This is a genomic window from Pseudomonas sp. GW822-FHT06B12, assembly GCF_058799675.1.
The window spans coordinates 295541-321623 of sequence record NZ_JBXALR010000005.1 but is presented as its reverse complement, the minus strand read 5'-3'; the positions used below and the strand labels follow the sequence as shown (position 1 = coordinate 321623).

Here is a 26083-nt window from a genome sequence, read left to right as displayed (position 1 = left end):
AGGTGGCTCACAGGTACGCGGCGTTAGCCGCTTCAAGGTTGCCCTGGGCACGCAGGATCAGTTCACAGAACTCGCGAGCAGCACCTTCGCCGCCACGGGCCTGAGTGACGCCGTGAGCGTGTTCGCGGACGAAGCTGGCGGCGTTGGCCACTGCCATGCCCAGGCCCACGCGGCGAATTACCGGCAAATCCGGCAGGTCATCGCCCAGGTAGGCAACCTGCTCATAGCTTAGGCCCAGTTGTGCCAGAAGCTCGTCGAGTACCACCAGTTTGTCCTCGCGACCCTGATACAGGTGAGGAATACCGAGGTTTTTGGCTCGTCGCTCGACCACCGGGGTCTTGCGTCCGCTGATAATGGCAGTCGTCACGCCGGAGGCCATCAGCATCTTGATACCCTGGCCGTCGAGGGTGTTGAACGTCTTGAATTCGCTGCCGTCCTCGAGGAAGTACAGGCGACCGTCAGTCAGCACGCCGTCGACGTCGAAAACCGCGAGTTTGATGTTTTTGCCGCGTTGCAGCAGGTCCGTGCTCATTACATTACTCCCGCACGCAGCAAATCGTGCATGTTCAAGGCGCCCACCGGACGGTCCTCGCTATCGACCACGACCAGTGCGTTGATCTTGTGGTCTTCCATGATTTTCAGGGCCTCGGCGGCGAGCATCTCGGCGCGCGCGGTCTTGCCATGAGGGGTCATGACGTCATCGATGGTGGCTTGATGGATGTCGATGGTCCGGTCCAGCGTGCGGCGCAGGTCGCCGTCCGTGAAAATGCCGGCGAGTTTACCGTCTGCTTCCAGTACTACGGTCATGCCGAGACCCTTGCGGGTCATTTCCATCAACGCGTCTTTGAGCAGCGTGCCGCGCACGACTTGCGGCAGCTCCTGGCCCGCGTGCATGACGTTTTCGACCTTCAGCAACAAGCGGCGACCCAGGGCACCGCCTGGGTGTGAAAACGCGAAATCTTCGGCGGTAAAGCCGCGGGCTTCCAGCAAGGCAACGGCCAGTGCGTCCCCCATCACCAGCGCCGCCGTGGTGGAGGAGGTCGGCGCCAGGTTCAACGGGCACGCCTCGTGCTCGACATGAACATTGAGGTTCACCTCGGCAGCCTTGGCCAATGGCGAATCAGGGTTGCCGGTCAGGCTGATCAGTTTGATGCCCAGACGCTTGATCAGTGGCAGCAGCGTGACGATTTCATTGGTGGAGCCGGAGTTCGACAGCGCGAGGATGATGTCGTCGCGGGTGATCATGCCCATATCGCCGTGACTGGCTTCGGCCGGGTGCACGAAAAAAGCCGTGGTGCCGGTGCTGGCAAGGGTCGCTGCAATCTTGTTGCCGATGTGCCCGGACTTGCCCATGCCGACCACGACCACGCGGCCTTTGCTGGCCAGAATCATCTCGCAAGCGCGTACGAAATCCGCGTCGATATGGGCCAGCAAGCCTTCTACGGCTTCAAGCTCGAGGCGGATGGTGCGTTGTGCAGATTGAATCAGGTCGCTGGATTGGCTCATGTCAGAAATCGTATAGCCTGATGAAAAGGCGGCGATTATAGCGGTAATGAGCAAATCCCTCACGTTAGTTCGTCGTGCTTTGTTCAGGCTGCTCCCCTAAACGATGAAACTTGCGGCTTTTTGCCTGTCTTGATGCTGAACACTGCGGGCTTCGGCCTTGGGCGCTTTGTATTAGCAGTGATATAGTTCGTCGCCAGTTCGGCCCGCCCAGGATGTATGTGCTCTCGGCAGGGAGCGCGGCGTCCGAGTGAGAGGCTTGCATCGCAAGGAGTTTAGATGAGTGCCGATAACGCCTACGCGGTCGAGCTGAAGGGAGTCTCCTTCAAGCGCGGCGCGCGCAGCATTTTCAATAACGTCGATATTCGCATTCCGCGCGGTAAGGTCACCGGTATCATGGGACCTTCCGGTTGCGGAAAAACCACACTGTTGCGCCTGATGGGCGCGCAGTTGCGCCCTTCAAGTGGCGAGGTGTGGGTCAACGGGCAGAATTTGCCCACGCTGTCGCGCAGCGATCTGTTTGATGCGCGCAAGCATATGGGCGTGCTGTTTCAGAGCGGTGCACTGTTCACGGACCTCGATGTTTTCGAAAACATCGCTTTTCCGCTGCGTGTTCATACCCAGCTTCCGGATGAAATGATCCGTGACATCGTCTTGCTCAAGTTGCAGGCGGTAGGGTTGCGCGGTGCCATCGACCTGATGCCCGATGAGTTGTCCGGCGGCATGAAGCGTCGTGTCGCGCTGGCACGGGCGATTGCCCTCGATCCGCAGATTCTGATGTACGACGAGCCTTTTGTCGGTCAGGACCCGATCGCCATGGGCGTTCTGGTGCGCTTGATCCGTCTGCTCAACGACGCCTTGGGCATCACCAGTATCGTGGTGTCCCATGATCTGGCCGAAACCGCGAGCATTGCCGATTACCTGTATGTCGTGGGCGATGGGCAGGTGTTGGGGCAGGGGACCCCCGATGAGCTGATGAACTCCGATAATCCGCGGATTCACCAATTCATGAAGGGTGATCCAGACGGGCCGGTACCGTTCCACTTTCCAGCGACGGATTACCGCGCAGATCTTCTGGGGAAGCGCTGATGCGCAAGATTTCACTAATAGAGAGAGTTCGTCGATTCGGCCAGGCCGCCATCGACAGCGTCGCGGTGCTCGGTCGTTCATCGCTGTTCCTGTTTCACGCCTTGCTGGGACGTGGTGGCATCACTGGCGCATTTGGCTTGCTGGTCAAGCAACTGCACTCGGTCGGCGTGATGTCCCTGGTGATCATCGTGGTCTCCGGGATATTCATCGGGATGGTGCTGGCGCTGCAAGGCTTCAACATTTTGTCCAGTTATGGTTCGGAGCAGGCGGTCGGGCAGATGGTTGCGCTGACGCTGTTGCGTGAACTGGGACCGGTGGTGACCGCGTTGCTGTTCGCCGGGCGTGCCGGTTCTGCGTTGACCGCTGAAATTGGCAACATGAAATCCACCGAGCAGTTGTCCAGTCTGGAAATGATTGGCGTCGACCCGCTCAAGTACATCATTGCCCCCCGGCTGTGGGCCGGCTTCATTTCCCTGCCGCTGCTGGCGATGATTTTCAGCGTGGTCGGGATCTGGGGCGGCTCCTGGGTGGCCGTCGACTGGTTGGGTGTGTATGAAGGTTCCTACTGGTCGAACATGCAAAACAGCGTGACGTTCGATGGAGACGTGTTCAATGGCATCATTAAAAGCATCGTCTTTGCCTTTGTCGTGACCTGGATCGCCGTATTCCAAGGCTATGACTGCGAGCCCACTTCAGAAGGGATCAGTCGTGCCACCACCAAGACTGTGGTGTATGCCTCATTGGCCATTCTCGGCCTGGACTTTATTTTGACTGCCTTGATGTTTGGAGATTTCTGATGCAAAACCGCACCCTGGAAATCGGTGTCGGCCTTTTCTTGCTGGCTGGCATCCTGGCTTTAGTGTTGCTTGCCCTGCGGGTCAGTGGACTGTCCCCTGTTTCGAGCACCGACAGCTATAAGCTTTATGCGTATTTCGACAATATCGCCGGTTTGACGGTCAGATCAAAAGTGACCATGGCCGGTGTGACTATCGGCAAGGTCACGGCTATCGATCTGGATCGCGACAGTTTCACCGGTCGGGTGACGCTGCAGCTGGAAAAGCGTGTAGATAATCTGCCGACTGACTCCACTGCATCTATCCTCACGGCAGGCTTGTTGGGCGAGAAGTACATCGGTATCAGCGTGGGCGGGGAAGAGACCCTGCTCAAGGATGGTGGAACTATCCATGACACGCAGTCATCGCTGGTGCTCGAAGACCTGATCGGTAAATTCCTGCTCAATACCGTTAGCAAAGACGCTAAATAAGGAGTTTGTTCATGATCTCTACCTTGCGACGTGGCCTGTTGGTACTACTTGCGGTCTTGCCTTTTATGGGCAACGCCGTGGCTGCGCAGTCCGCGCACGATATCGTGCAGGACACCACCAATCGGTTGCTCGCCGATCTGTCGGCCAATAAAGCGAAGTACAAGCAGGATCCGAATGGCTTTTACGACTCCTTGAACAGCATCGTTGGGCCTGTGGTGGATGCCGAGGGCATTTCCAAGAGCATCATGACGGTCAAGTACTCGCGCAAAGCCACGCCTGAGCAAATGAAAACCTTTGAAAATAACTTCAAAAGGGGCCTGTTCCAGTTCTATGGCAATGCCTTGCTCGAGTACAACAATCAAGGCATCACCGTTGATCCAGCCAAGGATGAGTCGGGAGACCGTACAAGCGTTGGCATGACGGTCAAAGGCAGCAATGGCGCGATTTATCCTGTGTCTTACACACTGGAAAAGATCAATGGCGAGTGGAAGCTGCGTAACGTGATCATCAACGGCATCAACATCGGCAAGCTGTTCCGTGATCAGTTCAGCGATGCAATGCAGCGCAATGGCAATAACCTGGACGCGACCATCAATGGTTGGGCCGGTGAAGTCGCCAAAGCCAAGGAAAAGACCGAAGCTGAAACGACTCAGAAGAAGCCCGCCCAATGAGTGAGTCGGCTGTCAGCATGGGCGAGGCCGGTGAGCTGATGCTCAGTGGCGTACTCGATTACCGCACCGGGCCGGATCTGCGCAAGCAGGGCCAGGCGTTGATCAAGTCGAGCACCGCGCCAGCATTGGTGCTTGATTGCTCGGGTGTGCAAAAGTCCAGCAGCGTCGGTTTGTCGTTGTTGCTGTGTTTCATGCGTGACGCGCAAGCGGCGGGCAAGGCGCTGAGCATCCGTGCCCTGCCTGACGACATGCGTGAAATCGCTCAGGTCAGCGAGTTGACCGAGCTGTTGGCGCACCCATAACTACCATCTATAAAGAAGCCCCCCGTCAGAGTCCTGCTATGCGGGGTTCGCAGGCGCGGGGCTTTTTTGTATGATGTCCGACCCGCGCGCACAGGGCGCCGATTGAGGTTGAGCATGCAGGCCAACGAAGTGAAGAGCTTTCTTGAGGGAAAGCTGTCCGAGACTCTTTTATCAGTACAGGTAGAAGTTGAGGGCGAAGGCTGCAACTTTCAGCTGAACGTGATTAGCGATGAACTGGCGGCATTGAGCCCGGTCAAGCGTCAGCAGCAGATCTATGCCCATTTGAACCCATGGATCACCGATGGCAGCATCCATGCGGTCACTATGAAATTTTTCAGCAGCGCGGCCTGGGCCGAGCGCACCTGAGCCCAAGGGCGTCGAGATTCTTATGGATAAATTGATTATTACCGGTGGCGTTCGTCTTGATGGCGAAATCCGCATTTCCGGGGCAAAGAACTCTGCCCTGCCGATTTTGGCTGCAACGCTGCTGTGCGATGGCCCAGTAACGGTCGCCAACTTGCCGCACCTGCACGACATCACCACCATGATCGAGCTGTTCGGTCGCATGGGCATCGAGCCGGTGATCGACGAGAAACTCAGCGTCGAAATCGACCCGCGCACCATCAAGACCCTGATCGCGCCGTACGAACTGGTTAAAACCATGCGTGCGTCGATTCTGGTGCTGGGCCCGATGGTCGCGCGTTTCGGTGAAGCTGAAGTCGCACTGCCTGGCGGTTGCGCCATCGGTTCGCGTCCGGTCGACCTGCACATCCGTGGCCTTGAAGCCATGGGTGCGACCATTGACGTGGAAGGCGGTTACATCAAGGCCAAGGCGCCAGAAGGCGGCTTGCGCGGTGCACACTTCTTCTTCGATACCGTCAGCGTGACCGGTACCGAGAACATCATGATGGCAGCCGCTCTGGCCAAGGGCCGCAGCGTTCTGGCAAACGCCGCTCGCGAGCCTGAAGTCGTCGACCTGGCGAACTTCCTGAACGCCATGGGCGCGAAGGTTTCCGGTGCCGGCACCGACACCATCACCATCGATGGTGTCGAGCGTCTGCACACGACCACTTACAAAGTCATGCCGGACCGTATCGAAACCGGTACTTACCTGGTGGCTGCTGCCGTGACTGGCGGCCGCGTGAAGGTTAAGGACACCGATCCGACCATCCTTGAAGCCGTTCTGGAAAAACTCAAGGAAGCGGGCGCCGAAATCACTACCGGCGAAGACTGGATCGAGCTGAACATGCACGGCAAGCGGCCGAAAGCCGTCAACGTGCGTACCGCTCCGTACCCGGCGTTTCCGACCGACATGCAAGCGCAGTTCATCTCCCTCAACGCGATTGCCGAAGGCACTGGCGCGGTGATCGAGACGATCTTCGAAAACCGCTTCATGCACGTCTACGAGCTGCACCGCATGGGCGCTCATATCCAGGTCGAAGGCAACACCGCGATCGTCACCGGCATCGAAAAGCTCAAGGGCGCGCCAGTCATGGCCACCGACCTGCGGGCTTCGGCCAGCCTGGTGATTTCGGCGCTGATCGCCGAAGGCGACACGCTGATCGATCGCATCTACCACATCGACCGTGGTTACGAGTGCATCGAAGAGAAACTGCAGATGCTCGGCGCGAAAATCCGCCGCGTACCGGGCTAGTTTCTGCTTCATGGGCACAGGGACGTGCCCGTTGATTTGTTGAAATCGAGGGTGTAACCCTCGATGTGTGTCCGGCGCCGTTTGCGACCGGGCATGAGTACCTTGATAAGGACTGACGTTTCCCATGTTGACCATCGCACTGTCCAAGGGCCGCATCCTTGACGACACCCTGCCGCTTCTGGCTGAAGCGGGCATCGTGCCGACCGAGAATCCGGACAAGAGCCGCAAGCTGATCATCCCCACGACCCAGGCCGATGTGCGCTTGCTGATCGTGCGCGCCACCGATGTGCCGACCTACGTCGAGCACGGTGCCGCTGACCTGGGCGTCGCCGGTAAAGATGTGCTGATGGAATACGGCGGCCAGGGTCTGTACGAGCCACTGGATCTGCAGATTGCCCAGTGCAAGCTGATGACTGCCGGTAAAATCGGCGCGGTCGAGCCCAAGGGCCGTCTGCGCATCGCCACCAAGTTCGTCAACGTTGCCAAGCGTTACTACGCCGAGCAGGGCCGTCAGGTCGACATCATCAAGCTTTATGGCTCGATGGAGCTGGCACCGCTGATCGGTCTGGCGGACAAGATCATCGACGTGGTCGATACCGGTAACACGCTGCGGGCCAACGGCCTGGAGCCACAGGATTTCATTGCTGCCATCAGCTCCCGGCTGATCGTCAACAAAGCTTCGATGAAAATGCAGCACGCCCGTATCCAGGCGTTGATCGACACCCTGCGCAAGGCAGTGGAGTCTCGACACCGCGGCTGATTCACCTGCGCGACGTTAAGTCGCGCCCGTCTATCCGCCTCATAGCCAGAATTCTCAGGTGCCCAAGCGGAAACGACTGCTAGTTTAGGGCGCCTGAGTTTTTGCCAATCCTATGAGGCTCTCGCTATGACCGCACCGACTGCAATTCGCCGACTCAACGCTGCTGACCCGGATTTCGCGCATCATCTGGATCATCTGCTGAGCTGGGAAAGTGTGTCTGACGACTCGGTCAATCAGCGAGTGCTGGACATCATCAAGGCTGTGCGCGAACGCGGCGATGCGGCGCTGGTTGAATTCACCCAGAAGTTCGACGGCCTGCAAGTGGCGTCGATGGCCGAGCTGATTCTGCCGCGCGAGCGTCTGGAACTGGCACTCACCCGGATCACCGTGCCTCAGCGCGAAGCCCTGGAAAAAGCCGCGACCCGGGTGCGCAGCTACCACGAAAAACAAAAGCAGGACTCCTGGAGCTACACCGAAGCCGACGGCACGGTGCTCGGCCAGAAGGTCACGCCGCTGGATCGCGCCGGTCTGTACGTACCGGGCGGCAAGGCTTCTTATCCTTCTTCGGTGTTGATGAACGCGATTCCGGCCAAGGTTGCCGGTGTGACCGAAGTGGTCATGGTGGTGCCGACGCCACGGGGTGAAGTCAACGAGCTTGTGCTCGCGGCAGCGTGCATCGCTGGCGTCGACCGGGTGTTCACCATTGGTGGCGCGCAAGCGGTTGCCGCGCTGGCCTATGGCACCGAAAGCGTGCCGAAGGTCGACAAAGTCGTCGGGCCGGGCAACATCTATGTGGCGACTGCCAAGCGTCACGTGTTCGGCCAGGTCGGTATCGACATGATCGCCGGCCCATCGGAAATCCTCGTGGTGTGCGACGGCCAGACCGATCCGGACTGGATCGCCATGGACCTGTTCTCTCAAGCCGAGCACGACGAAGACGCCCAGGCGATTCTGGTCAGTCCCGACGCCGAGTTCCTCGACAAAGTGGCGGCAAGTATCGCCAAACTGCTGCCGACCATGGAACGCGCCGAAATCATCGAAACCTCGATCAATGGCCGTGGTGCGTTGATCCAGGTGCGCGACATGCAGCAGGCCATCGACGTGGCCAACCGCATTGCGCCGGAACACCTGGAACTGTCGGTGGCCGATCCGCAAGCCTGGCTCCCGCAGATCCGCCACGCCGGTGCGATCTTCATGGGCCGCCACACCTCTGAAGCTTTGGGCGATTACTGCGCCGGACCCAACCATGTGCTGCCGACTTCCGGCACCGCACGCTTCTCCTCGCCGCTGGGGGTTTATGACTTCCAGAAACGTTCGTCGATCATCTTCTGCTCCGAGCAGGGTGCCTCCGAACTGGGCAAGACCGCATCCGTGCTGGCCCGTGGCGAGTCGCTGACCGCTCACGCCCGCAGTGCCGAATACCGCATCGTTGACGACAAGAAGGTGAACTGAAGATGAGCAAATTCTGGAGTCCATTCGTCAAGGATCTGGTGCCGTACGTGCCGGGCGAGCAGCCGAAACTGGCGAAGCTGGTCAAGCTCAACACCAACGAAAACCCTTACGGTCCATCGCCCAAAGCACTGGCGGCGATGCAAACCGAACTGAACGACAACCTGCGTCTGTACCCGGACCCCAACAGCGACTTGCTCAAGCAGGCGGTGGCCAGGTATTACGGGGTGCAGGGCAATCAGGTGTTCCTCGGCAACGGTTCCGATGAAGTGCTGGCGCATGTTTTTCATGGTCTGTTCCAGCACGGTCAACCGCTGCTGTTCCCGGACATCAGCTACAGCTTTTATCCGGTGTATTGCGGCTTGTACGGCATTCCATTCGACGCGGTGCCGCTGGACGAGCAGTTCCAGATTCGCGTCTCGGACTACGCCAAGCCGAATGGCGGGATCATTTTCCCCAACCCCAACGCACCCACCGGTTGCCTGTTGGCGCTGGATGCCGTGGAACAAATCCTCAAGGCCAGCCCTGATTCGGTGGTGGTCGTCGACGAAGCCTATATCGACTTCGGCGGTGAAACGGCGATCAGCCTGGTCGACCGTTACCCGAACCTGCTGGTAACTCAGACCCTCTCCAAGTCGCGTTCGCTGGCCGGTTTGCGCGTGGGTCTGGCGGTGGGGCATCCGGACCTGATCGAGGCGCTGGAGCGGATCAAGAACAGCTTCAACTCCTATCCACTGGATCGCCTGGCAATCGTCGGTGCAGCGGCAGCGTTTGAAGATCGCGAGTACTTCGACAAGACCTGTCAGTTGGTAATCGACAGCCGTGAGCGCGTGGTCGAGCAATTGCAGGAGAAGGGTTTTGAAGTGCTGCCATCGGCGGCGAACTTTATCTTCGCTCGTCACCCGCAGCATGACGCGGCAGGCCTGGCAGCGAAGTTGCGCGAGCAAGGCGTGATCGTCCGGCACTTCAAGCAGGAACGGATTGCCCAGTTCCTGCGCATCACCATCGGTACGCCAGAGCAGAATCAGGCGCTGATCGACGGCCTCGGCGACCTCTAAACCGCTGTTGATTCTGTGGGAGCGAGCTTGCTCACGATAGCGGTCCGGCATTCAACATAAATGCTGAATGTTATGGCCTCTTCGCGAGCAAGCTCGCTCCCACAGGTGTTGTGTGGTGGCTTTTTACTCGTGATGCGCCTCACCGAGGAACGTCAACGAACTGAACACCCCCCGCGTCGCCACATCCGGATTGTCCTTCAGCGGGATTTCCACCTGCGCGGCAATCACATTCAACCCTTCATTGCGCACCAGCACCTGCGCCCGGCCTTCAGCATCGGTTTCCGTGCTCAAGGTGTTCGGCGCATTGCGATAGTCGCCAATCAACTTGATCCCCGCCGCCGGTTTGCCATCGAGCAACACCCGCACCGGCAATGATTTGCCCGGGCCAACGGTCAGCGGATCAACCTCCGGCAAAATCAGCAATTTGATCTGATTCAGCGCAGGCAGCTTCGCCCCCGGCTGATAAATCGCCAGGCTGTACTTGAAGGTCTGGGTCGACTCAATCGCCCCCGGCACCTTGCTGCGTCCCTGGTTGATCCACTTCTTGTCGGCGGTCTGCGACCACATGCCATTGTCCAGCGCCACGGCGAGCACTGCTGGCGATTTTAGCGGTTGCAGGCGAGCATGGTCGGCCAGGCGTTCTACGGTGACCGGGATCATTTTACCGGCGCCGTCGTAGGCCCAGGCGCCACTGACTTTCTGTGCCTTGAAGGCATTGTCTTCGGCGCCGTGGCCGTAAATTACTTCAATGTTGCCGCGGCGTTGTTCGGTCCACAGACCATGGGCCGACACTTGAGTGGCGAACAGCGTACCAAGCAGGCCCAGCGCCAGGCCTGCCAGAGGAGCAATTTTTCGAGACGGCATGAGAGTGTTCCAATAGTGTTGTTGAAACAATATAACATGCCTAATGAGAATGTATGCTTTTAGGGTGCGTGCGGCAGCAGAGGCATTCGGTGTTGCCGAAGGTGCCAAAAGATCGCAGCCTTTGGCAACTCCTACGATTTATTCTTCTTCTTTGACGGGTGCAGGCGGTGGGCGCAGACCGATTTCTGCGGTCAGCTTGAGCTCCTTGCCATTGCGCATGACCTGAACAGTGACTTTGTCGGTCGGCTTGATCCGCGCCACCTGGTTCATCGAGCGGCGACCATCGCCGGCCGGCTCGCCGTCAATGCTGAGGATCACATCGCCCAATTGCAGGCCGGCTTTTTGTGCCGGGCCGTCGCGGAAAACCCCCGCAACGACAATCCCCGGACGCCCTGACAGGCCGTACGACTCCGCCAGTTCCTGGCTTAACGGCTGCACTTCAATCCCGAGCCAGCCGCGAATCACCTGACCATGCTCGATAATCGACTTCATCACCTCCATCGCCAGCTTGATCGGGATCGCGAAACCAATGCCTTGGGAACCGCCGGACTTGGAGAAAATCGCGGTGTTGATCCCGGTGAGGTTGCCGTTGGCATCCACCAGCGCACCGCCGGAGTTGCCCGGGTTGATCGCGGCGTCGGTCTGGATGAAGTCTTCGTAATTGTTCAGCCCCAGTTGATTGCGCCCGGTGGCGCTGATGATGCCCATGGTCACGGTCTGACCGACACCAAACGGGTTGCCGATGGCCAGCGCGACATCGCCGACGCGAATGCTTTCCGAGCGGCCGACGGTGATCGACGGCAGGTTCTTCAAATCGATTTTCAGCACCGCGAGGTCGGTTTCCGGGTCGCTGCCGATCACGCGGGCCAGGGTTTCACGGCCATCCTTGAGCGCGACAACAATCTGGTCGGCGCCAGTGGTCACGTGGTTGTTGGTCAGCAAATAACCTTCCGGACTCATGATCACCCCGGAACCGAGGCTCGATTCCATGCGCTTCTGCTTGGGTGAGTTGTCGCCAAAGAACCGCCGAAATTGCGGGTCTTCAAATAGCGGATGGCTGGTTTTGTTGACCACTTTGGTGGTGTAGAGGTTGACCACCGCCGGTGCGGCGATGACCACGGCGTCGGCGTAAGACACCGGCCCCTGTTGGGTCTGAGTGGTTTGTGGGGCTTGCTGCAGGTTCACATCCAGGCTTGGCAGCCCGACCCATTGAGGGTAACGCTGGATGATCAGCAACGCGATAAGCACGCCGGCCAGCAGCGGCCAGCCAAAGAAACGCAGACCCTTGAGCATTAAGCAAATCCTGGGAGGTTACGGAGAGCCGTCTACGGCCCATAATGTCGCGCATTATACGAGGCCGCGCGCGCCTCTGAACGGGATATTTAGGAGTCTTTTATGGCCGTTGCCCTGAGCACCCTGGTAGAAGAAGCGGACCGTTACCTTGCCAGCTCGCGGATCGCCGACTATTGCCCCAACGGCCTGCAAGTCGAAGGCCGGCCGCAGGTCATGCGCATCGTCAGCGGCGTTACGGCCAGCCAGGCATTGCTCGATGCAGCGGTCGAAGCCAAGGCCGATCTGGTGCTGGTACACCACGGCTACTTCTGGAAGGGCGAGAACCCCTGCATTACCGGTATGAAGCAGCGTAGGCTCAAAACCCTGCTCAAGCACGACATCAGCCTCCTGGCCTACCACTTGCCGCTGGATTTGCATCCGGAAGTGGGCAACAACGTGCAACTGGCCCGTCAGCTGGACATTACCGTCGAAGGTCCGCTGGACCCGGAAAACCTCAAAGTGGTCGGGCTGGTCGGCTCCCTCGCGGAACCCATGACCGCGCGCGACTTTGCCCGTCATGTGCAAGAGGTCATGGGCCGTGAACCGCTGCTGATCGAGGGCAGCGAGATGGTCCGGCGCGTCGGCTGGTGCACGGGCGGCGGCCAGGGTTATATCGATCAGGCGGTACTGGCCGGCGTTGACTTGTACCTGAGCGGCGAAGCGTCCGAGCAAACTTTCCACAGCGCTCGGGAAAACGACATCAGCTTCATCGCCGCCGGACATCACGCCACCGAACGCTACGGCGTGCAGGCGCTGGGGGACTATCTGGCGCGACGGTTTGCCCTTGAACACATCTTCATCGACTGCCCGAACCCGATCTGATGGCAGGGGATTTTCTGTAAGCACATTATTTGTGAGCATTGCGCATCAAATGTGGGAGCGAGCTTGCTCGCGATAGCGGTGTATCAGCCAACATCACTGTTGAATGTGAGTCAGCAATCGCGAGCAAGCTCGCTCCCACAATGGACTCGCATTGCCCTAACGCGGAGGTATATTCATATGCTCTTTCGATCTAGTCGGCGTCCTGATTAGAAGAGGTCGCTGTGCTAGCATTCGCCGCTCGAACACGGCCCGCTGGCCGTTCATAAGAAAGCTTTCGTGAGTAGCCATGGTCGACAAACTGACGCATCTGAAACAGCTGGAGGCGGAAAGCATCCACATCATCCGCGAGGTGGCCGCCGAGTTCGACAACCCGGTGATGCTGTACTCCATCGGTAAAGACTCCGCCGTGATGCTGCATCTGGCACGCAAGGCGTTCTTCCCGGGCAAGCTGCCGTTTCCGGTGATGCACGTCGACACCCAGTGGAAATTCCAGGAGATGTACAGCTTCCGCGACAAGATGGTCGCAGAGCTGGGCCTCGACCTGATTACCTACGTCAACCCGGAAGGCGTGGCACAAGGGATCAACCCCTTCACCCACGGCAGTGCCAAGCACACCGACATCATGAAGACCGAAGGCCTGAAACAGGCTTTGGACAAGTACGGCTTCGACGCTGCCTTCGGTGGTGCGCGCCGCGATGAAGAGAAATCCCGCGCCAAAGAGCGCGTGTACTCGTTCCGCGACAGCAAGCACCGCTGGGATCCGAAAAACCAGCGTCCCGAGCTGTGGAACGTCTACAACGGCAAGGTCAACAAAGGCGAATCGATCCGCGTATTCCCGCTGTCGAACTGGACCGAACTGGACATCTGGCAGTACATCTACCTTGAAGGCATCCCGATCGTTCCGTTGTACTTCGCCGCCGAGCGCGATGTCATCGAGAAGAACGGCACGCTGATCATGATCGACGACGAGCGCATCCTCGAGCACCTGAGCGACGAAGACAAAGCCCGCATCGTCAAAAAGAAAGTGCGTTTCCGTACCCTTGGCTGCTACCCGTTGACGGGCGCGGTGGAGTCCGAGGCCGAAAGCCTCACGGACATCATTCAGGAAATGCTCCTGACGCGAACTTCCGAGCGCCAGGGCCGAGTCATCGATCACGATGGCGCCGGCTCGATGGAAGACAAAAAACGTCAAGGTTATTTCTAAGGGGCTGTCATGTCGCACCAATCTGATTTGATCAGCGAGGACATCCTCGCCTACCTGGGCCAGCACGAACGTAAAGAGCTGCTGCGCTTTCTGACCTGCGGTAACGTCGACGACGGCAAGAGCACCCTGATCGGGCGCCTGCTGCACGACTCCAAGATGATCTACGAAGACCATCTGGAAGCCATTACCCGCGACTCGAAAAAAGTCGGCACCACCGGTGACGACATCGACCTGGCGTTGCTGGTCGACGGCCTGCAGGCCGAGCGCGAACAAGGCATCACCATCGATGTCGCGTACCGCTATTTCTCCACCGCCAAGCGCAAATTCATCATCGCCGACACCCCTGGCCATGAGCAGTACACCCGCAACATGGCCACCGGTGCATCCACCTGTGACCTGGCGATCATCCTGGTCGACGCCCGTTACGGCGTGCAGACCCAGACCCGTCGCCACAGCTTCATTGCCTCGTTGCTGGGCATCAAGCACATCGTAGTCGCCATCAACAAGATGGACCTCAAGGACTTCGATCAGGGCGTGTTCGAGTCAATCAAGGCCGACTACCTGAAGTTCGCTGAAGGCTTGAAGATGAAGCCTACCAGCATGCACTTCGTGCCGATGTCGGCGCTGAAGGGCGACAACGTGGTGAACAAATCCGAGCGCTCGCCGTGGTACACCGGCCAGTCGCTGATGGAAATCCTTGAAACCGTGGAAGTGGCGGGCGACCGTAACTTCACCGACCTGCGTTTCCCGGTGCAGTACGTCAACCGGCCGAACCTGAACTTCCGCGGTTTCGCCGGCACCCTGGCCAGCGGCATCGTCAAGAAGGGTGACGAAGTCGTGGTGCTGCCGTCGGGCAAGAGCAGCCGCGTGAAATCCATCGTCACTTTCGACGGTGAGCTGGAACACGCAGGCCCGGGTCAGGCCGTAACGCTGACCATGGAAGACGAGATCGACATCTCCCGCGGCGACCTGCTGGTGCATGCCGACAACGTGCCGCCGGTCACCGACAGCTTCGAAGCGATGCTGGTGTGGATGGCTGAAGAGCCTCTGCTGCCGGGCAAGAAATACGACATCAAACGCGCCACCAGTTACGTGCCGGGCTCGATCGCCAGCATCGTCAACAAGGTCGACGTGAACACCCTGGAAGAAGGCCCGGCCAGCGCCTTGCAGCTGAACGAGATCGGTAAGGTCAGGATCAGTCTCGACGCGCCGATTGCCCTCGACGGTTATGAAAGCAACCGCACCACCGGTTCGTTCATCATCATCGACCGCTTGACCAACGGCACCGTCGGCGCCGGCATGATCGTCGCCCAGCCTTTGGCTCATGGCAACTCCACGCACCATGGCAAGTTGGCCCATGTAGCCACCGAAGAGCGTGCCCAGCGCTTTGGCCAGCAACCGGCTACCGTGCTGTTCAGCGGCCTCTCGGGCGCGGGCAAAAGCACCCTGGCCTATGCGGTCGAGCGCAAGCTGTTCGACATGGGCCGTGCGGTGTTTGTACTCGATGGCCAGAACCTGCGTCACGACCTGAACAAAGGTCTGCCACAGGATCTCGCCGGGCGCACCGAGAACTGGCGTCGTGCGGCTCACGTCGCACGTCAGTTCAACGAAGCCGGTTTGCTGACCCTGGCGGCGTTTGTCGCACCGGACGCCGAAGGCCGCGAGCAGGCCAAGGCACTGATTGGCAGCGACCGCTTGCTGACCGTTTACGTGCAGGCGTCGCCGCTGGTCTGCGCTGCGCGTGATCCGCAAGGTTTGTACGCCGCTGCTGGTGACAACATTCCGGGCGACTCCTTCCCGTATGACGTGCCGCTGGACGCTGACCTTGTGGTCGACACCCAGACGCTGTCGCTGGAAGAAAGCGTCAAGCAAGTGCTGGATCTGCTGCGTAAACGCGGCGCGATCTAAGCTCTCGCTTCCAACAAAATGCCCGCAGATGAGCAATCATCTGCGGGCATTTTCATGTCTGGTCGGACGCCATCGCGAGCAAGCTCGCTCCCACATGGGATCTCTATGGAATACAAATTTTGTGTTCACCAACGATCAACTGTGGGAGCGAGCTTGCTCGCGATGGAGTCGGTACAGACACCTGATTACTTCGCGGGATACTCCCGATGCATCTGCGCAAGCAGCGCATCCTTGTCCTGCCACAACTGGTTGATCCAGCCCTGGAACTCCAGGCGGTACACGCCGTCCTGGTCGTAGTTTTTGCCGATGAACTGCGGCGGGATCTTCAGTTCCTGAAAGTGCACCACCACGTCTTTCACATTGCCACAGAGCAGGTCCCAATAACCGGGGCGCCCGGCCGGGTAGTGAATGGTCACGTTGACGATGGATTCCAGTTGCTCGCCCATGGCATCCAGCACAAACGCGATGCCACCGGCCTTGGGCTTGAGCAGGTAGCGCAAGGGTGATTGCTGCTGCGCATGCTTGCCTTCGGTGAAGCGCGTGCCTTCGACGAAGTTGAAAATCCCCACCGGGTTATTGCGAAACTTGTCGCAGGTCTTGCGAGTGGTTTCCAGGTCTTTGCCTTTCTTCTCCGGATACTTCTCCAGATAAGCCTTGGAGTAGCGCTTCATGAACGGAAAGCCCAACGCCCACCACGCCAGACCAATGACCGGCACCCAGATCAGCTCTTGCTTGAGGAAGAACTTCAGCGGGCGAATCCGTCGGTTGAGCACGTATTGCAGCACCATGATGTCGACCCAGCTCTGGTGGTTGCTGGTGATCAGGTACGAATGCTGATAGTCCAGGCCTTCGAGCCCGCTGAGCTTCCAGCGCGTGTGTCCGAGCAAGTCCATCCAGGCTTTGTTGTTGCTGATCCAGGCTTCATGGATGTGGCTCATCAGCCAGTCGGTGAAGCGCTGTTCGATGGGGAAGGGCAGCAGTAATTTGAAGATCGCCACGACAAACAGCGGTGTGCAGCAGACGATCGTGTTCAGCGCCAACAACAGCGAGGCGATCACGCCTCGCAAGGGTGCAGGTAGAGAATCCAGCATTTAAACATCCATAGGTCGGTTGGCGGCTTGAATCGCAGTCAGGGCAATGGTGTAGACGATGTCGTCGACCTGAGCGCCGCGCGGCAAATCATTGACCGGTTTGCGCAGGCCTTGCAGCATCGGTCCGAGGCTGACGCAGTCGGCGCTGCGTTGCACGGCTTTGTGAGTGGTGTTGCCGGTGTTCAGGTCAGGGAAAATGAACACCGTTGCCCGACCGGCAACCTGGCTGTTCGGTGCCAGTTGCCGGGCCACGACTTCGTTGGCGGCGGCATCGTACTGCAATGGCCCGTCGATCAGCAGTGCGTTCTGTGCTTCATGGGCGAGCAAGGTGGCCTCGCGGACTTTCTCGACCTCTTCGCCGCTGGCCGATTCACCGCTGGAGTAGCTGAGCATCGCCACCCGTGGCGTGATTCCGAAGGCTGCGGCAGAGTCGGCGCTTTGCAGGGCGATTTCGGCCAGTTCGCTGGCGCTCGGGTGCGGGTTCATGACGCAGTCGCCGTAGACCAGCACTTCCTCCGGGAACAGCATGAAAAACACCGACGACACCAGCGTGCAGCCAGGTGCGGTCTTGATCAGTTGCAGCGCCGGGCGAATGGTATTGGCGGTGGAGTGAATGACCCCGGACACCAGCCCGTCGACTTCGTCCAGCGCGAGCATCATGGTGCCGATCACCACGGTGTCTTCCAGTTGTTGTTCGGCCATTGGGGCGTTGAGGCTTTTGGTCTTGCGCAGCGCGACCATCGGCTCGATATAGCGCTGACGGATCAGGTCCGGATCGAGAATTTCCAGCCCCTCAGGCAACTCGATGCCATGGGCGCGCGCGACCGCTTGCACGTCCTCGGGTTTGGCCAGCAACACGCAACGAGCAATGCCGCGCGCCTGGCAGATCGCTGCCGCCTGCACGGTCAACGGTTCGCTGCCTTCGGGCAGGACGATGCGTTTGTTGGCAGCCTGGGCGCGCTGGATCAGTTGATAGCGGAACACCGCCGGCGACAGGCGCATCTCCCGTGGCGTGCCGCAGCGCTGGTGCAGCCAGTTGGCGTCGAGGTGGCTGGCGACGAAGTCGGTGATGATTTCCGCACGCTCGCGGTCGTCGATCGGGATTTCCTTGTTCAAACCGTTCAACAGGTTGGCGGTGTCGTAGGAGCCGGTGCTCACTGACAACATTGGCAGGCCGGCCTGCAAGGCGCCTCGGCAGAGGTCCATGATCCGTGGGTCGGGCAGGGTGCCGCTGGTCAGCAACAGTCCGGCCAACGGTACGCCATTGATCGCCGCGAGGCTGACGGCGAGGATGATGTCGTCGCGATCGCCGGGGGTCACCACCAGCACGCCGGGCTTGAGCAGTTCGACCGTGTTGCGCATGGTGCGGGCGCAAATGATGATCTTGCTCATGCGCCGGGTTTCGTAGTCACCGGCGTTGAGCACCTGAGCGCCCATCAGGTCTGCCACGTCGCGGGTACGCGGGGCGTTCAGCTCTGGCTGGAACGGAATGCAGCCGAGCAGCCGGAAGTCACCGCTGCGCAGCAATGGCGAGTGTTCCTTCAAGCGGGCGGCGAAAGCCTCCATGCTTTCATCGGTTTTGACCTTGTTGAGGATCACGCCGAGCACTTTCGGGTCTTTCGGACCGCCGAACAATTGCGCTTGCAACTCGACCCGGCCGGAGAGTTCGGTGAGCACTTCGTTTTCTGGTGCCGAGACCAGAATCACCTCGGCATCCAGGCTTTTCGCCAGGTGCAGATTGACCCGTGCGGCGTAGCTGGCGCTACGGGTCGGGACCATGCCTTCGACGATCAGCACGTCTTTGCCAATGGCGGCTTGCTGATACAGGGTGATGATTTCTTCGAGCAGTTCATCCAGTTGACCGTCGCCAAGCATCCGCTCGACGTGAGCCAGGCCCAGTGGTTGCGGCGGCTTCAGGCCGTGGGTGCGGGCCACCAGTTCGGTGGAGCGTTCAGGGCCGGTGTCGCCAGGGTGTGGCTGGGCAATCGGTTTGAAGAAGCCGACTTTCAGCCCGGCTCGCTCAAGGGTACGCACCAGCCCGAGGCTGATGGAGGTCAGACCCACACCAAAATCGGTGGGCGCGATAAAAAAAGTTTGCATGCGGATTCTCTGGGGGTGCATGGCAAGGGTGAACGCCTATGACTGGCCTTCTACCGATATTTCAGACGTCAAGGTTATCGCTAACCGAGCCCTGAGCGCACCAACCGCAATCAAAGGGTTGGCCTATTTTTTCAATACGTTTGGCAGGGTCCAACACCCAGGTTCGTGATTGCCATGGTGGCTGGTGGCGCAGATGCTGGGTATGGCCGCAGGAAAGCTCGACAACCCAGTGTCCATCCTCGTCCTGATGGAAGCCCTGGATCGTCGACCCGGTCGAAGCGACCCGTCTGTCCGGGTTCTGTTCGCTTTCGGGCGATTGCTTCGCTAAACTTGGTCTTTCTATATTCTTATGCAAAAGGTCTCGCCCCATGCTGATCGCCGCCAATAAGGCTGTCTCCATCGACTATACCCTGACCAACGACGCTGGTGAGGTCATCGACAGCTCTGCCGGCGGCGCACCGCTGGTCTACCTGCAAGGCGCAGGTAACATCATCCCGGGCCTGGAAAAAGCCCTGGAAGGTAAAGCAGTCGGTGAAGAACTGAAAGTCTCCGTAGAACCTGAAGATGCCTACGGCGAATACGCTGCCGAACTGGTCAGCACCCTGAGCCGCAGCATGTTCGAAGGCGTCGACGAACTGGAAGTGGGCATGCAGTTCCACGCTTCCGCGCCAGACGGCCAGATGCAAATCGTCACCATCCGTGATCTGGACGGCGACGACGTAACCGTTGACGGCAACCACCCGTTGGCCGGCCAGCGTTTGACCTTCCAGGTCAAAATCGTCGACATCCGTGATGCCAGCCAGGAAGAAATCGCTCATGGTCACGTCCATGGCGAAGGTGGCCATCACCACTGATTTTCTGCGCTAAGCTTTCGAGAACTGGAGAGGCGCCCGAGGGGCGCCTTTTTAGTCCGCGGCTGTCCTTGGCGATATCGCCAAGTGGCTGTTTCGAGAAGAACACGGGAAATTTGGAGTCCGTCATGAGTGCTTTTCACGACCTTACATTGAAAGCTTTGGATGGCCAGGAGTTGCCTCTGGCGCCCTTCAAAGGGCACGTCGTGCTGGTGGTCAACGTCGCCTCCAAGTGTGGATTGACCCCACAGTACGCCGCTCTGGAAAACCTCTACCAGCAATACAAGGGCAAAGGTTTCAGTGTGCTGGGTTTGCCGTGCAATCAGTTCGCCGGGCAAGAGCCGGGAACAGAAAACGAGATCAAAGAGTTCTGCAGCCTCAACTACGGCGTGACCTTCCCGCTGTCCAGCAAGCTGGAAGTCAACGGTCATGATCGCCATCAGCTGTACCGGTTGTTGGCAGGTGAGGGCGCGGAATTCCCGGGTGACATCACCTGGAACTTCGAGAAGTTCCTCCTCGGTAAAGATGGTCGCGTGCTGGCGCGTTTCTCGCCACGTACCGCGCCGGATGATCCGACGATCGTTCAGGCGATCGAAAAAGCCCTGATCTGAATATCAAAAGATCGCAGCCTGCGGCAGCTCCTACGCCAACCTCGTAGGAGCTGCCGCAGGCTGCGATCTTTTCGCTTCTACCCTTTAATCACCCAAATCAATAGTGCTTCGCAAAACTGTTCACACTCCATATTATCACCGTCATAAACCTCGCCTCTCCATGGAGTGTCGCATGCCCGTCAAAGCCTTGTTCAAACCGTTTAACCTCGGTGCCCTGGAGTTGCCGACCCGTGTGGTCATGGCGCCGATGACCCGCTCGTTTTCCCCGGGCGGTGTGCCGAATTCGAAAGTCATCGAGTACTACCGCCGCCGTGCCGCCGCAGGTGTGGGCCTGATCATCACCGAGGGCACCACGGTGGGCCACAAGGCGTCCAACGGTTACCCGAACGTCCCGCACTTTTACGGCGAAGCGGCGTTGGCCGGCTGGAAAAAAGTCGTTGATGCGGTGCACGCCGAAGGCGGCAAGATCGTTCCGCAGTTGTGGCACGTCGGCAGCGTACGGCGCATCGGCACCGAACCGGATGCCAGCGTGCCGGGTTACGGACCGTCGGAAAAACTCAAGGACGGTCAGGTCGTGGTTCACGGCATGACTAAACAGGATATCCAGGACGTGATCGCGGCCTTCGCCCAGGCCGCCAAAGATGCGCAGAGCATCGGCATGGACGGCGTCGAAATCCACGGCGCTCACGGCTATCTGGTCGACCAGTTTTTCTGGGAAGGCAGCAACCAGCGCACCGACGAATACGGCGGCAGCCTGGCCAATCGTTCACGCTTTGCCGTTGAACTGATCCAGGCCGTGCGTGCGGCAGTCGGTCCGAACTACCCGATCATCTTCCGGTTCTCCCAGTGGAAGCAGCAGGACTACAGCGCACGCCTGGTACAAACCCCAGAGGCGTTGGGCGAGTTTCTCCAGCCGCTGTCCGATGCCGGCGTGGATATTTTCCACTGCTCGACGCGGCGCTTCTGGGAGCCGGAGTTCGACGGTTCCGAGCTGAACCTGGCAGGCTGGACCCGCCAACTGACCGGCAAGCCGACCATCACCGTCGGCAGCGTAGGGCTGGACGGTGAGTTCCTGCAGTTCATGGTCAACACCGACAAAGTCGCGCAACCGGCCAGTCTGGAGAATCTGCTGGAGCGTTTGAACAACCAGGAGTTCGACCTGGTGGCCGTGGGTCGCGCCTTGCTGGTCGACCCGGACTGGGCGCAGAAAGTCCGCGAAGGTCGCGAGCAGGACATCCTGCCATTCAGTCGTGAGGCGTTGATGACGCTGGTTTAAACGGCGCTCGGGCGGACGCCATCGCGAGCAAGCTCGCTCCCACACTGGATCTGCTGTGAACACACAATATGTGAACACCAAAGATCAAATGTGGGAGCGAGCTTGCTCGCGATGGCTTACTCAAGAGCACCGAAGGTTCAGGGAAAAGTCGGTGCATTCAGTATCAACTGTTCCCCTGCGCAGGCCTCGCGCAACTGCCCTTCAAACTGCTCGATGATTGCCCCCCAACCCTGCCGACTGGCGTGCTGACGCGCGTTGAGTCGTATGCAGCGCAAGGTTTCTGCTGCCTCCAGCAGCCAACGGGCGGCATCGCAAAACGCTTCTTCGTCCCCCGGCATCGCCAGCACGCCGTTGTAACCATGGCGAATGTGTTGAGCTGCCGCTGCCTGATCATAGGCCACCACACCCAACCCTGAGGCCAGTGCTTCCAGCACCACGTTGCCGAAGGTTTCGGTCAGGCTCGGAAACAGAAACAGATCCCCGGACGCGTAGTGACAAGCCAGGGCTTCACCGCGCTGTGAGCCGCAGAAGATGGCCTCGGGCAGCTCCTGTTCCAGCAGCGCACGCTGCGGGCCATCACCGACCACAATCAGCTTTATCCGTCGCTGTGGATAAGTCGACTGCAAGGCCTGGTAACAACGCTTGAGCAGCCCCAGATTCTTTTCCTGAGCGAGCCGGCCGACGTGAATCAGCGCGACATCGTCGTTATCCAGTCCCCAGCTTTCACGCAGCGAACCCAGCCGTTTGGCCGGGTGGAACAGTTGACTGTCGACGCCACGGGACAGCAATGCCAGGCGCTCGAAATGCCGACGCTCCAACTCCATTCGTTGGCTGGCACTGGGCACCAGGGTCAACGTGGAGCGGTTATGGAACCAGCGCAGGTAATGCGTCAGTAGCCGGGTCAACAGCCCGAGACCGTACTGGTTGGAATACTGCTGGAAGTTGGTGTGAAAACCGCTCACCACTGAAATGCCCAGCCGCCGTGCCGCGCGCAAAGCCGACAACCCCAGCGGTCCTTCGGTGGCGATGTAGAGCACATCCGGGCGATGACGCTGCCAGCGCCTGAGCAACTTGTGCATCGACGACTGACCCCATTGCAGCCCTGGATAACCCGGCAGCGGCCAGCCGCGGCAGAGCAGCAGCTCATCATCGCTGAGGCGGGTTTGATCGCTGCCCTGGCGCGGTCGCACCAGTTCTACCAGATGCCCGCGCGCGCGCAGACCCTCGCACAAGCGGCCAAGGGTATTGGCCACGCCGTTGATTTCCGGAGGGAAGGTTTCGGTGATCAGAGTGATATGCAGAGCTGTCGTCATGACCTCAGTGTCGGCTGAGGCCATGTCGTCATTGTGTCAGCGCGATGATGGATTTGTGACGCAGTCAGGCCGGCTTGGCCACCAGGTTTTCCGCGCCACGCTCGCGCACCCAAAACAACGTCGCGCCAGCCACCGCCGCCGGCATCATCAGGATGTTCACCACCGGTATCAGCAGCGCCAGATAGACGATTCCACCAAAGCTCATGCTCTGCCAGCGCTTCTTGCGCAGCCAGGCAAGCATCTCGTTCCAGCCCAACTGGTGGTTGTCCGCCGGGTAGTCGATGTACTGGATCGCCATCATCCACACACCGAACAGCAACCACAGCGGCGCTGCGATCAGGTTGACCACCGGGATGAACGAAAGGATCAGCAGCGCGAGGGCTCTGGGCAGGAAGTAGCCGAGCTTGCGCATCTCCCGGGCGAGCGTGCGCGGGATCATCGCGATCAGTTCGCCCCAGCTGAAGGTCGGGAAGTCGTCGGTGCCGCGCACCACCACTTCGACTTTCTCTGCGAGAAAACCGTTAAAAGGTGCGGCGATCACGTTGGCGAGCATGGTGAAGGTGAAGAACACCATCAACGCCACCAGAACGACGAACAGCGGCCAGAGCACATAACTGAGAAAACTCAGCCAGCTCGGCAGTGAAGGCATCAGGGTGTCGACCCACAGGCTGAACTGATGGCCGGCGAAGTAGATCAATCCGACGAACAGCACCAGGTTGATGGCCAGCGGCAACAACACGAACAAACGCAGGCCGGGACTCAAGACCAGCTTCAGGCCTTCGCGCAGGTATTGTGGGCCGGACAGAACGGGGGCGGGCATAGTGGGCTCCGAGCAATGAGAAAACGCGCCGACCTTACCGGCTTTGCCACACAGGCGAAAGCGCGGTAACGGCATCGACACTAGCTATAACAACAAAGAGACTGTAACAAAGGCGTCTTTAAATCAGCCTCTAAGGGATAGAGACCGCCTATGAGCTGGATTGTTATTCCGTATTTCCTTAATCTTCGCCTCCTCGATACGCTGCACCCAATATTTTTCAGGGCTGTCCAGCTACGGCACTTCCCCAAGTGCTTGCACAGCCCTTTTTTATTCCAGCCGGTCATCCGGCATTCCGCGCCAGGTAGTACCGGCCGGTCGATAGGAGTGAGTCATGTCTGATGTACGTCATTCGCGAGTGATTATTCTCGGTTCCGGCCCTGCCGGTTACAGCGCTGCGGTCTATGCCGCCCGCGCTAACCTGAAGCCGTTGCTGATCACCGGCATGCAGGCTGGCGGTCAACTGACCACCACCACCGAAGTCGACAACTGGCCAGGTGACGTGCACGGTCTGACCGGCCCGGCACTGATGGAACGGATGAAAGAGCACGCCGAGCGCTTTGAGACCGAAATCGTTTTCGACCACATCAACGCCGTCGACTTCGCTGCCAAGCCGTACACCTTGACGGGTGACAGTGCCACTTACACCTGCGATGCACTGATCATTGCGACCGGCGCCAGCGCCCGTTACCTGGGCCTGCCGTCGGAAGAAACCTTCATGGGCAAAGGTGTATCGGCCTGCGCAACCTGCGATGGTTTCTTCTACCGCAACCGTGAAGTGGCCGTGGTCGGCGGCGGTAACACCGCTGTTGAAGAGGCGCTGTACCTGGCCAACATCGCCAGCAAAGTGACCCTGATTCACCGTCGCGAAACCTTCCGCGCCGAGAAAATCCTGATCGACAAGCTGCACGCACGGGTTGCCGAAGGCAAGATCGTCCTGAAGCTGAACTCGACGCTGGACGAAGTGCTGGGCGACAACATGGGCGTGACCGGTGCACGTTTGAAGAACAACGACGGCAGCTTCGACGAGCTGAAAGTCGACGGCGTGTTCATCGCCATCGGCCACACCCCGAACACTTCGCTGTTCGAAGGCCAACTGACCTTGAAAGACGGTTATCTGGTAGTGCAGGGCGGCCGTGAAGGCAACGCGACGGCGACCAGCCTTGAAGGCATCTTTGCTGCCGGCGACGTGGCTGACCACGTTTACCGTCAGGCGATCACCTCGGCTGGCGCTGGTTGCATGGCCGCACTGGACGCCGAGCGTTACCTGGACGACCTGCAGAACGCCAAGTTCTGAAATCGTTGAAATGAAAAAACCGGCCTCGGCCGGTTTTTTTGTGCCCGCGATTTCACGGGCGATGCGCAACTCATGTGGGAGCGAGCTTGCTCGCGATAGCGGTGTATCAGTCAACATCAGTGTTGAATGTGAAGCAGCCATCGCGAGCAAGCTCGCTCCCACAGGGGATTGCATTCAAGCAGGGGATTAGCGGCGAGTCAGTGGCTGAGCTTCGAACTTCACCCCGGCTAATCCATGCGCAATCAACGCCCGGATATTGCCGTGATCACTGCCTTCAGGCGTAGCAACCACCGAGCGGTAATGCTCACCAAACGCCAGCAGCGTTTCTTCATCGCTCAAGCCTTCCAGCAGCGCCAGGCCGAGGGTTTTGCACGAGCCTTCGTTCTGTCCCGCGGCGTTTTCCACGCCACCGTTGTTGAACGCCTGTGGCTGGTAATCGTAGCCGGTGGCGATGAACGCCAGGGTGTCGGCGAAAGCGTGTTCGCCGCTCTTGAGGCTGGCGCGCAGGGTGTTCAGGTCAGTCATGGGTTTTTCCTTTGGCGAACGCCGCTTGCTGGTCGGCGCTGGCTTCTTGCTGGTATTGGGCTTTCCACTCGGCGTACGGCATGCCGTAAACCACTTCACGGGCATCATCGAGGCTGACCTCGATCTGGCGATCGTCGGCGGCGGCCTTGTACCACTTGGACAGGCAGTTGCGGCAGAAACCCGCGAGGTTCATCAGGTCGATGTTCTGCACATCCTTGCGGCTGTCCAGGTGCGCGACCAGCCGGCGGAAGGCGGCAGCTTCAAGTTCCAGGCGTTGTTGTTCGGTCATAGGTCTCTCTGGGACAGCTTCAAGCGGTAAGCT

28 protein-coding genes are annotated in these 26083 nt (G+C 59.3%); 17 read left to right on the top strand and 11 right to left on the bottom strand.

The window, feature by feature from the left end:
- Positions 1 to 7 precede the first annotated feature (7 nt).
- Complete coding sequence (locus AC1RKH_RS13875) at positions 8 to 532, bottom strand: KdsC family phosphatase (RefSeq protein ID WP_123424281.1); 525 nt, start codon at positions 530 to 532, stop codon at positions 8 to 10.
- A complete protein-coding gene (locus AC1RKH_RS13870) occupies positions 532 to 1506 on the bottom strand; it encodes a KpsF/GutQ family sugar-phosphate isomerase (RefSeq protein ID WP_123424282.1) in 975 nt (324 codons plus the stop codon). Before AC1RKH_RS13870 ends, AC1RKH_RS13875 begins: the two co-directional genes overlap by 1 nt.
- A gap of 276 nt (positions 1507 to 1782) precedes the next feature.
- Here AC1RKH_RS13870 and AC1RKH_RS13865 point away from each other — a divergent pair, with 276 nt between their 5' ends.
- The 10 genes from AC1RKH_RS13865 (at position 1783) to hisC (ending at position 9750) form a co-directional block, all read left to right on the top strand.
- Complete coding sequence (locus AC1RKH_RS13865; RefSeq protein ID WP_071551801.1) at positions 1783 to 2592, top strand: ATP-binding cassette domain-containing protein; 810 nt, start codon at positions 1783 to 1785, stop codon at positions 2590 to 2592.
- Positions 2592 to 3389, top strand: coding sequence for a lipid asymmetry maintenance ABC transporter permease subunit MlaE (gene mlaE, locus AC1RKH_RS13860; protein WP_123424283.1), 798 nt, complete (start codon positions 2592 to 2594; stop codon positions 3387 to 3389). Before AC1RKH_RS13865 ends, mlaE begins: the two co-directional genes overlap by 1 nt.
- A complete protein-coding gene (gene mlaD, locus AC1RKH_RS13855; RefSeq protein WP_123424284.1) occupies positions 3389 to 3856 on the top strand; it encodes an outer membrane lipid asymmetry maintenance protein MlaD in 468 nt (155 codons plus the stop codon). The genes mlaE and mlaD overlap by 1 nt, the downstream gene beginning before the upstream one ends.
- Before the next feature lie 11 nt (positions 3857 to 3867).
- Positions 3868 to 4527 (top strand): MlaC/ttg2D family ABC transporter substrate-binding protein, encoded by a 660-nt coding sequence (locus tag AC1RKH_RS13850; RefSeq protein WP_493062459.1) that lies wholly within the window; start codon positions 3868 to 3870, stop codon positions 4525 to 4527.
- On the top strand, positions 4524 to 4829 hold the full coding sequence (locus AC1RKH_RS13845) for an STAS domain-containing protein (protein WP_493062458.1): 306 nt from the start codon (positions 4524 to 4526) through the stop codon (positions 4827 to 4829). Before AC1RKH_RS13850 ends, AC1RKH_RS13845 begins: the two co-directional genes overlap by 4 nt.
- Positions 4830 to 4943: 114 nt before the next feature.
- On the top strand, positions 4944 to 5195 hold the full coding sequence (locus tag AC1RKH_RS13840; protein ID WP_019691904.1) for a BolA family protein: 252 nt from the start codon (positions 4944 to 4946) through the stop codon (positions 5193 to 5195).
- A gap of 22 nt (positions 5196 to 5217) precedes the next feature.
- Positions 5218 to 6483: a UDP-N-acetylglucosamine 1-carboxyvinyltransferase gene (gene murA / locus AC1RKH_RS13835; RefSeq protein ID WP_123424287.1), complete on the top strand. Its 1266-nt coding sequence runs from the start codon at positions 5218 to 5220 to the stop codon at positions 6481 to 6483.
- A 124-nt stretch (positions 6484 to 6607) separates the two neighbouring features.
- A complete protein-coding gene (gene hisG / locus AC1RKH_RS13830; protein ID WP_071551796.1) occupies positions 6608 to 7243 on the top strand; it encodes an ATP phosphoribosyltransferase in 636 nt (211 codons plus the stop codon).
- 126 nt (positions 7244 to 7369) lie between these two features.
- The gene (gene hisD, locus AC1RKH_RS13825; RefSeq protein WP_493062457.1) at positions 7370 to 8695 is read left to right on the top strand and encodes a histidinol dehydrogenase; all 1326 of its coding nucleotides are present in this window, start codon (positions 7370 to 7372) and stop codon (positions 8693 to 8695) included.
- A 2-nt stretch (positions 8696 to 8697) separates the two neighbouring features.
- Positions 8698 to 9750: a histidinol-phosphate transaminase gene (gene hisC / locus AC1RKH_RS13820; protein WP_493062456.1), complete on the top strand. Its 1053-nt coding sequence runs from the start codon at positions 8698 to 8700 to the stop codon at positions 9748 to 9750.
- Positions 9751 to 9873: 123 nt separating this feature from the next.
- Here the strand turns inward: hisC and AC1RKH_RS13815 are convergent, their stop codons facing one another.
- Positions 9874 to 10614, bottom strand: a complete 741-nt coding sequence (locus tag AC1RKH_RS13815) for a DUF4198 domain-containing protein (RefSeq protein ID WP_493062455.1) — start codon at positions 10612 to 10614, stop codon at positions 9874 to 9876.
- Positions 10615 to 10752: 138 nt separating this feature from the next.
- Positions 10753 to 11907 (bottom strand): Do family serine endopeptidase AlgW, encoded by a 1155-nt coding sequence (gene algW, locus AC1RKH_RS13810; protein WP_493062454.1) that lies wholly within the window; start codon positions 11905 to 11907, stop codon positions 10753 to 10755.
- A gap of 102 nt (positions 11908 to 12009) precedes the next feature.
- Between algW and AC1RKH_RS13805 the strand changes: the two genes are divergently transcribed.
- The 3 genes from AC1RKH_RS13805 (at position 12010) to cysN (ending at position 15880) form a co-directional block, all read left to right on the top strand.
- Positions 12010 to 12768: a Nif3-like dinuclear metal center hexameric protein gene (locus AC1RKH_RS13805; RefSeq protein WP_123424290.1), complete on the top strand. Its 759-nt coding sequence runs from the start codon at positions 12010 to 12012 to the stop codon at positions 12766 to 12768.
- Between the two features lie 286 nt (positions 12769 to 13054).
- Positions 13055 to 13972, top strand: a complete 918-nt coding sequence (gene cysD, locus AC1RKH_RS13800) for a sulfate adenylyltransferase subunit CysD (protein WP_493062453.1) — start codon at positions 13055 to 13057, stop codon at positions 13970 to 13972.
- A 9-nt stretch (positions 13973 to 13981) separates the two neighbouring features.
- Positions 13982 to 15880 carry a sulfate adenylyltransferase subunit CysN gene (gene cysN, locus AC1RKH_RS13795; RefSeq protein ID WP_493062452.1) on the top strand — a complete coding sequence of 633 codons (1899 nt, stop codon included), beginning with the start codon at positions 13982 to 13984 and terminating at the stop codon, positions 15878 to 15880.
- A 185-nt stretch (positions 15881 to 16065) separates the two neighbouring features.
- Here cysN and yihG read toward each other — a convergent pair whose 3' ends face one another.
- From yihG to AC1RKH_RS13780, 3 genes are all read right to left on the bottom strand, one after another.
- A complete protein-coding gene (yihG, locus tag AC1RKH_RS13790) occupies positions 16066 to 16971 on the bottom strand; it encodes a 1-acylglycerol-3-phosphate O-acyltransferase, YihG family (protein WP_493062451.1) in 906 nt (301 codons plus the stop codon).
- Positions 16972 to 19071, bottom strand: coding sequence for a phosphate acetyltransferase (gene pta, locus AC1RKH_RS13785; protein ID WP_493062450.1), 2100 nt, complete (start codon positions 19069 to 19071; stop codon positions 16972 to 16974).
- A 61-nt stretch (positions 19072 to 19132) separates the two neighbouring features.
- Positions 19133 to 19471, bottom strand: a complete 339-nt coding sequence (locus tag AC1RKH_RS13780) for a DUF3565 domain-containing protein (protein ID WP_493062449.1) — start codon at positions 19469 to 19471, stop codon at positions 19133 to 19135.
- On the opposite strand from AC1RKH_RS13780, the gene AC1RKH_RS13775 reads away from it, so the two are divergent.
- The 3 genes from AC1RKH_RS13775 (at position 19440) to AC1RKH_RS13765 (ending at position 21809) form a co-directional block, all read left to right on the top strand.
- Positions 19440 to 19925, top strand: coding sequence for an FKBP-type peptidyl-prolyl cis-trans isomerase (locus AC1RKH_RS13775; protein WP_123424295.1), 486 nt, complete (start codon positions 19440 to 19442; stop codon positions 19923 to 19925). The two genes, AC1RKH_RS13780 and AC1RKH_RS13775, sit on opposite strands and share 32 nt — an antisense overlap.
- Before the next feature lie 125 nt (positions 19926 to 20050).
- On the top strand, positions 20051 to 20533 hold the full coding sequence (locus AC1RKH_RS13770) for a glutathione peroxidase (RefSeq protein ID WP_123424296.1): 483 nt from the start codon (positions 20051 to 20053) through the stop codon (positions 20531 to 20533).
- 172 nt (positions 20534 to 20705) lie between these two features.
- Positions 20706 to 21809, top strand: coding sequence for an NADH:flavin oxidoreductase (locus AC1RKH_RS13765; RefSeq protein WP_493062448.1), 1104 nt, complete (start codon positions 20706 to 20708; stop codon positions 21807 to 21809).
- A gap of 137 nt (positions 21810 to 21946) precedes the next feature.
- Here AC1RKH_RS13765 and AC1RKH_RS13760 read toward each other — a convergent pair whose 3' ends face one another.
- Positions 21947 to 23146, bottom strand: a complete 1200-nt coding sequence (locus AC1RKH_RS13760; RefSeq protein ID WP_493062447.1) for a glycosyltransferase family 4 protein — start codon at positions 23144 to 23146, stop codon at positions 21947 to 21949.
- Between the two features lie 40 nt (positions 23147 to 23186).
- Positions 23187 to 23942, bottom strand: coding sequence for a sulfate transporter CysZ (cysZ, locus tag AC1RKH_RS13755; RefSeq protein WP_493062446.1), 756 nt, complete (start codon positions 23940 to 23942; stop codon positions 23187 to 23189).
- A 331-nt stretch (positions 23943 to 24273) separates the two neighbouring features.
- Between cysZ and trxB the strand changes: the two genes are divergently transcribed.
- Positions 24274 to 25236 carry a thioredoxin-disulfide reductase gene (gene trxB / locus AC1RKH_RS13750; RefSeq protein WP_145022184.1) on the top strand — a complete coding sequence of 321 codons (963 nt, stop codon included), beginning with the start codon at positions 24274 to 24276 and terminating at the stop codon, positions 25234 to 25236.
- 186 nt (positions 25237 to 25422) lie between these two features.
- On the opposite strand, the gene AC1RKH_RS13745 is transcribed toward trxB, so the two are convergent.
- Positions 25423 to 25761: a HopJ type III effector protein gene (locus AC1RKH_RS13745; protein WP_493062445.1), complete on the bottom strand. Its 339-nt coding sequence runs from the start codon at positions 25759 to 25761 to the stop codon at positions 25423 to 25425.
- Positions 25754 to 26050, bottom strand: a complete 297-nt coding sequence (locus AC1RKH_RS13740; protein ID WP_123424303.1) for a DUF1244 domain-containing protein — start codon at positions 26048 to 26050, stop codon at positions 25754 to 25756. Before AC1RKH_RS13740 ends, AC1RKH_RS13745 begins: the two co-directional genes overlap by 8 nt.
- Positions 26051 to 26083: the final 33 nt, after the last annotated feature.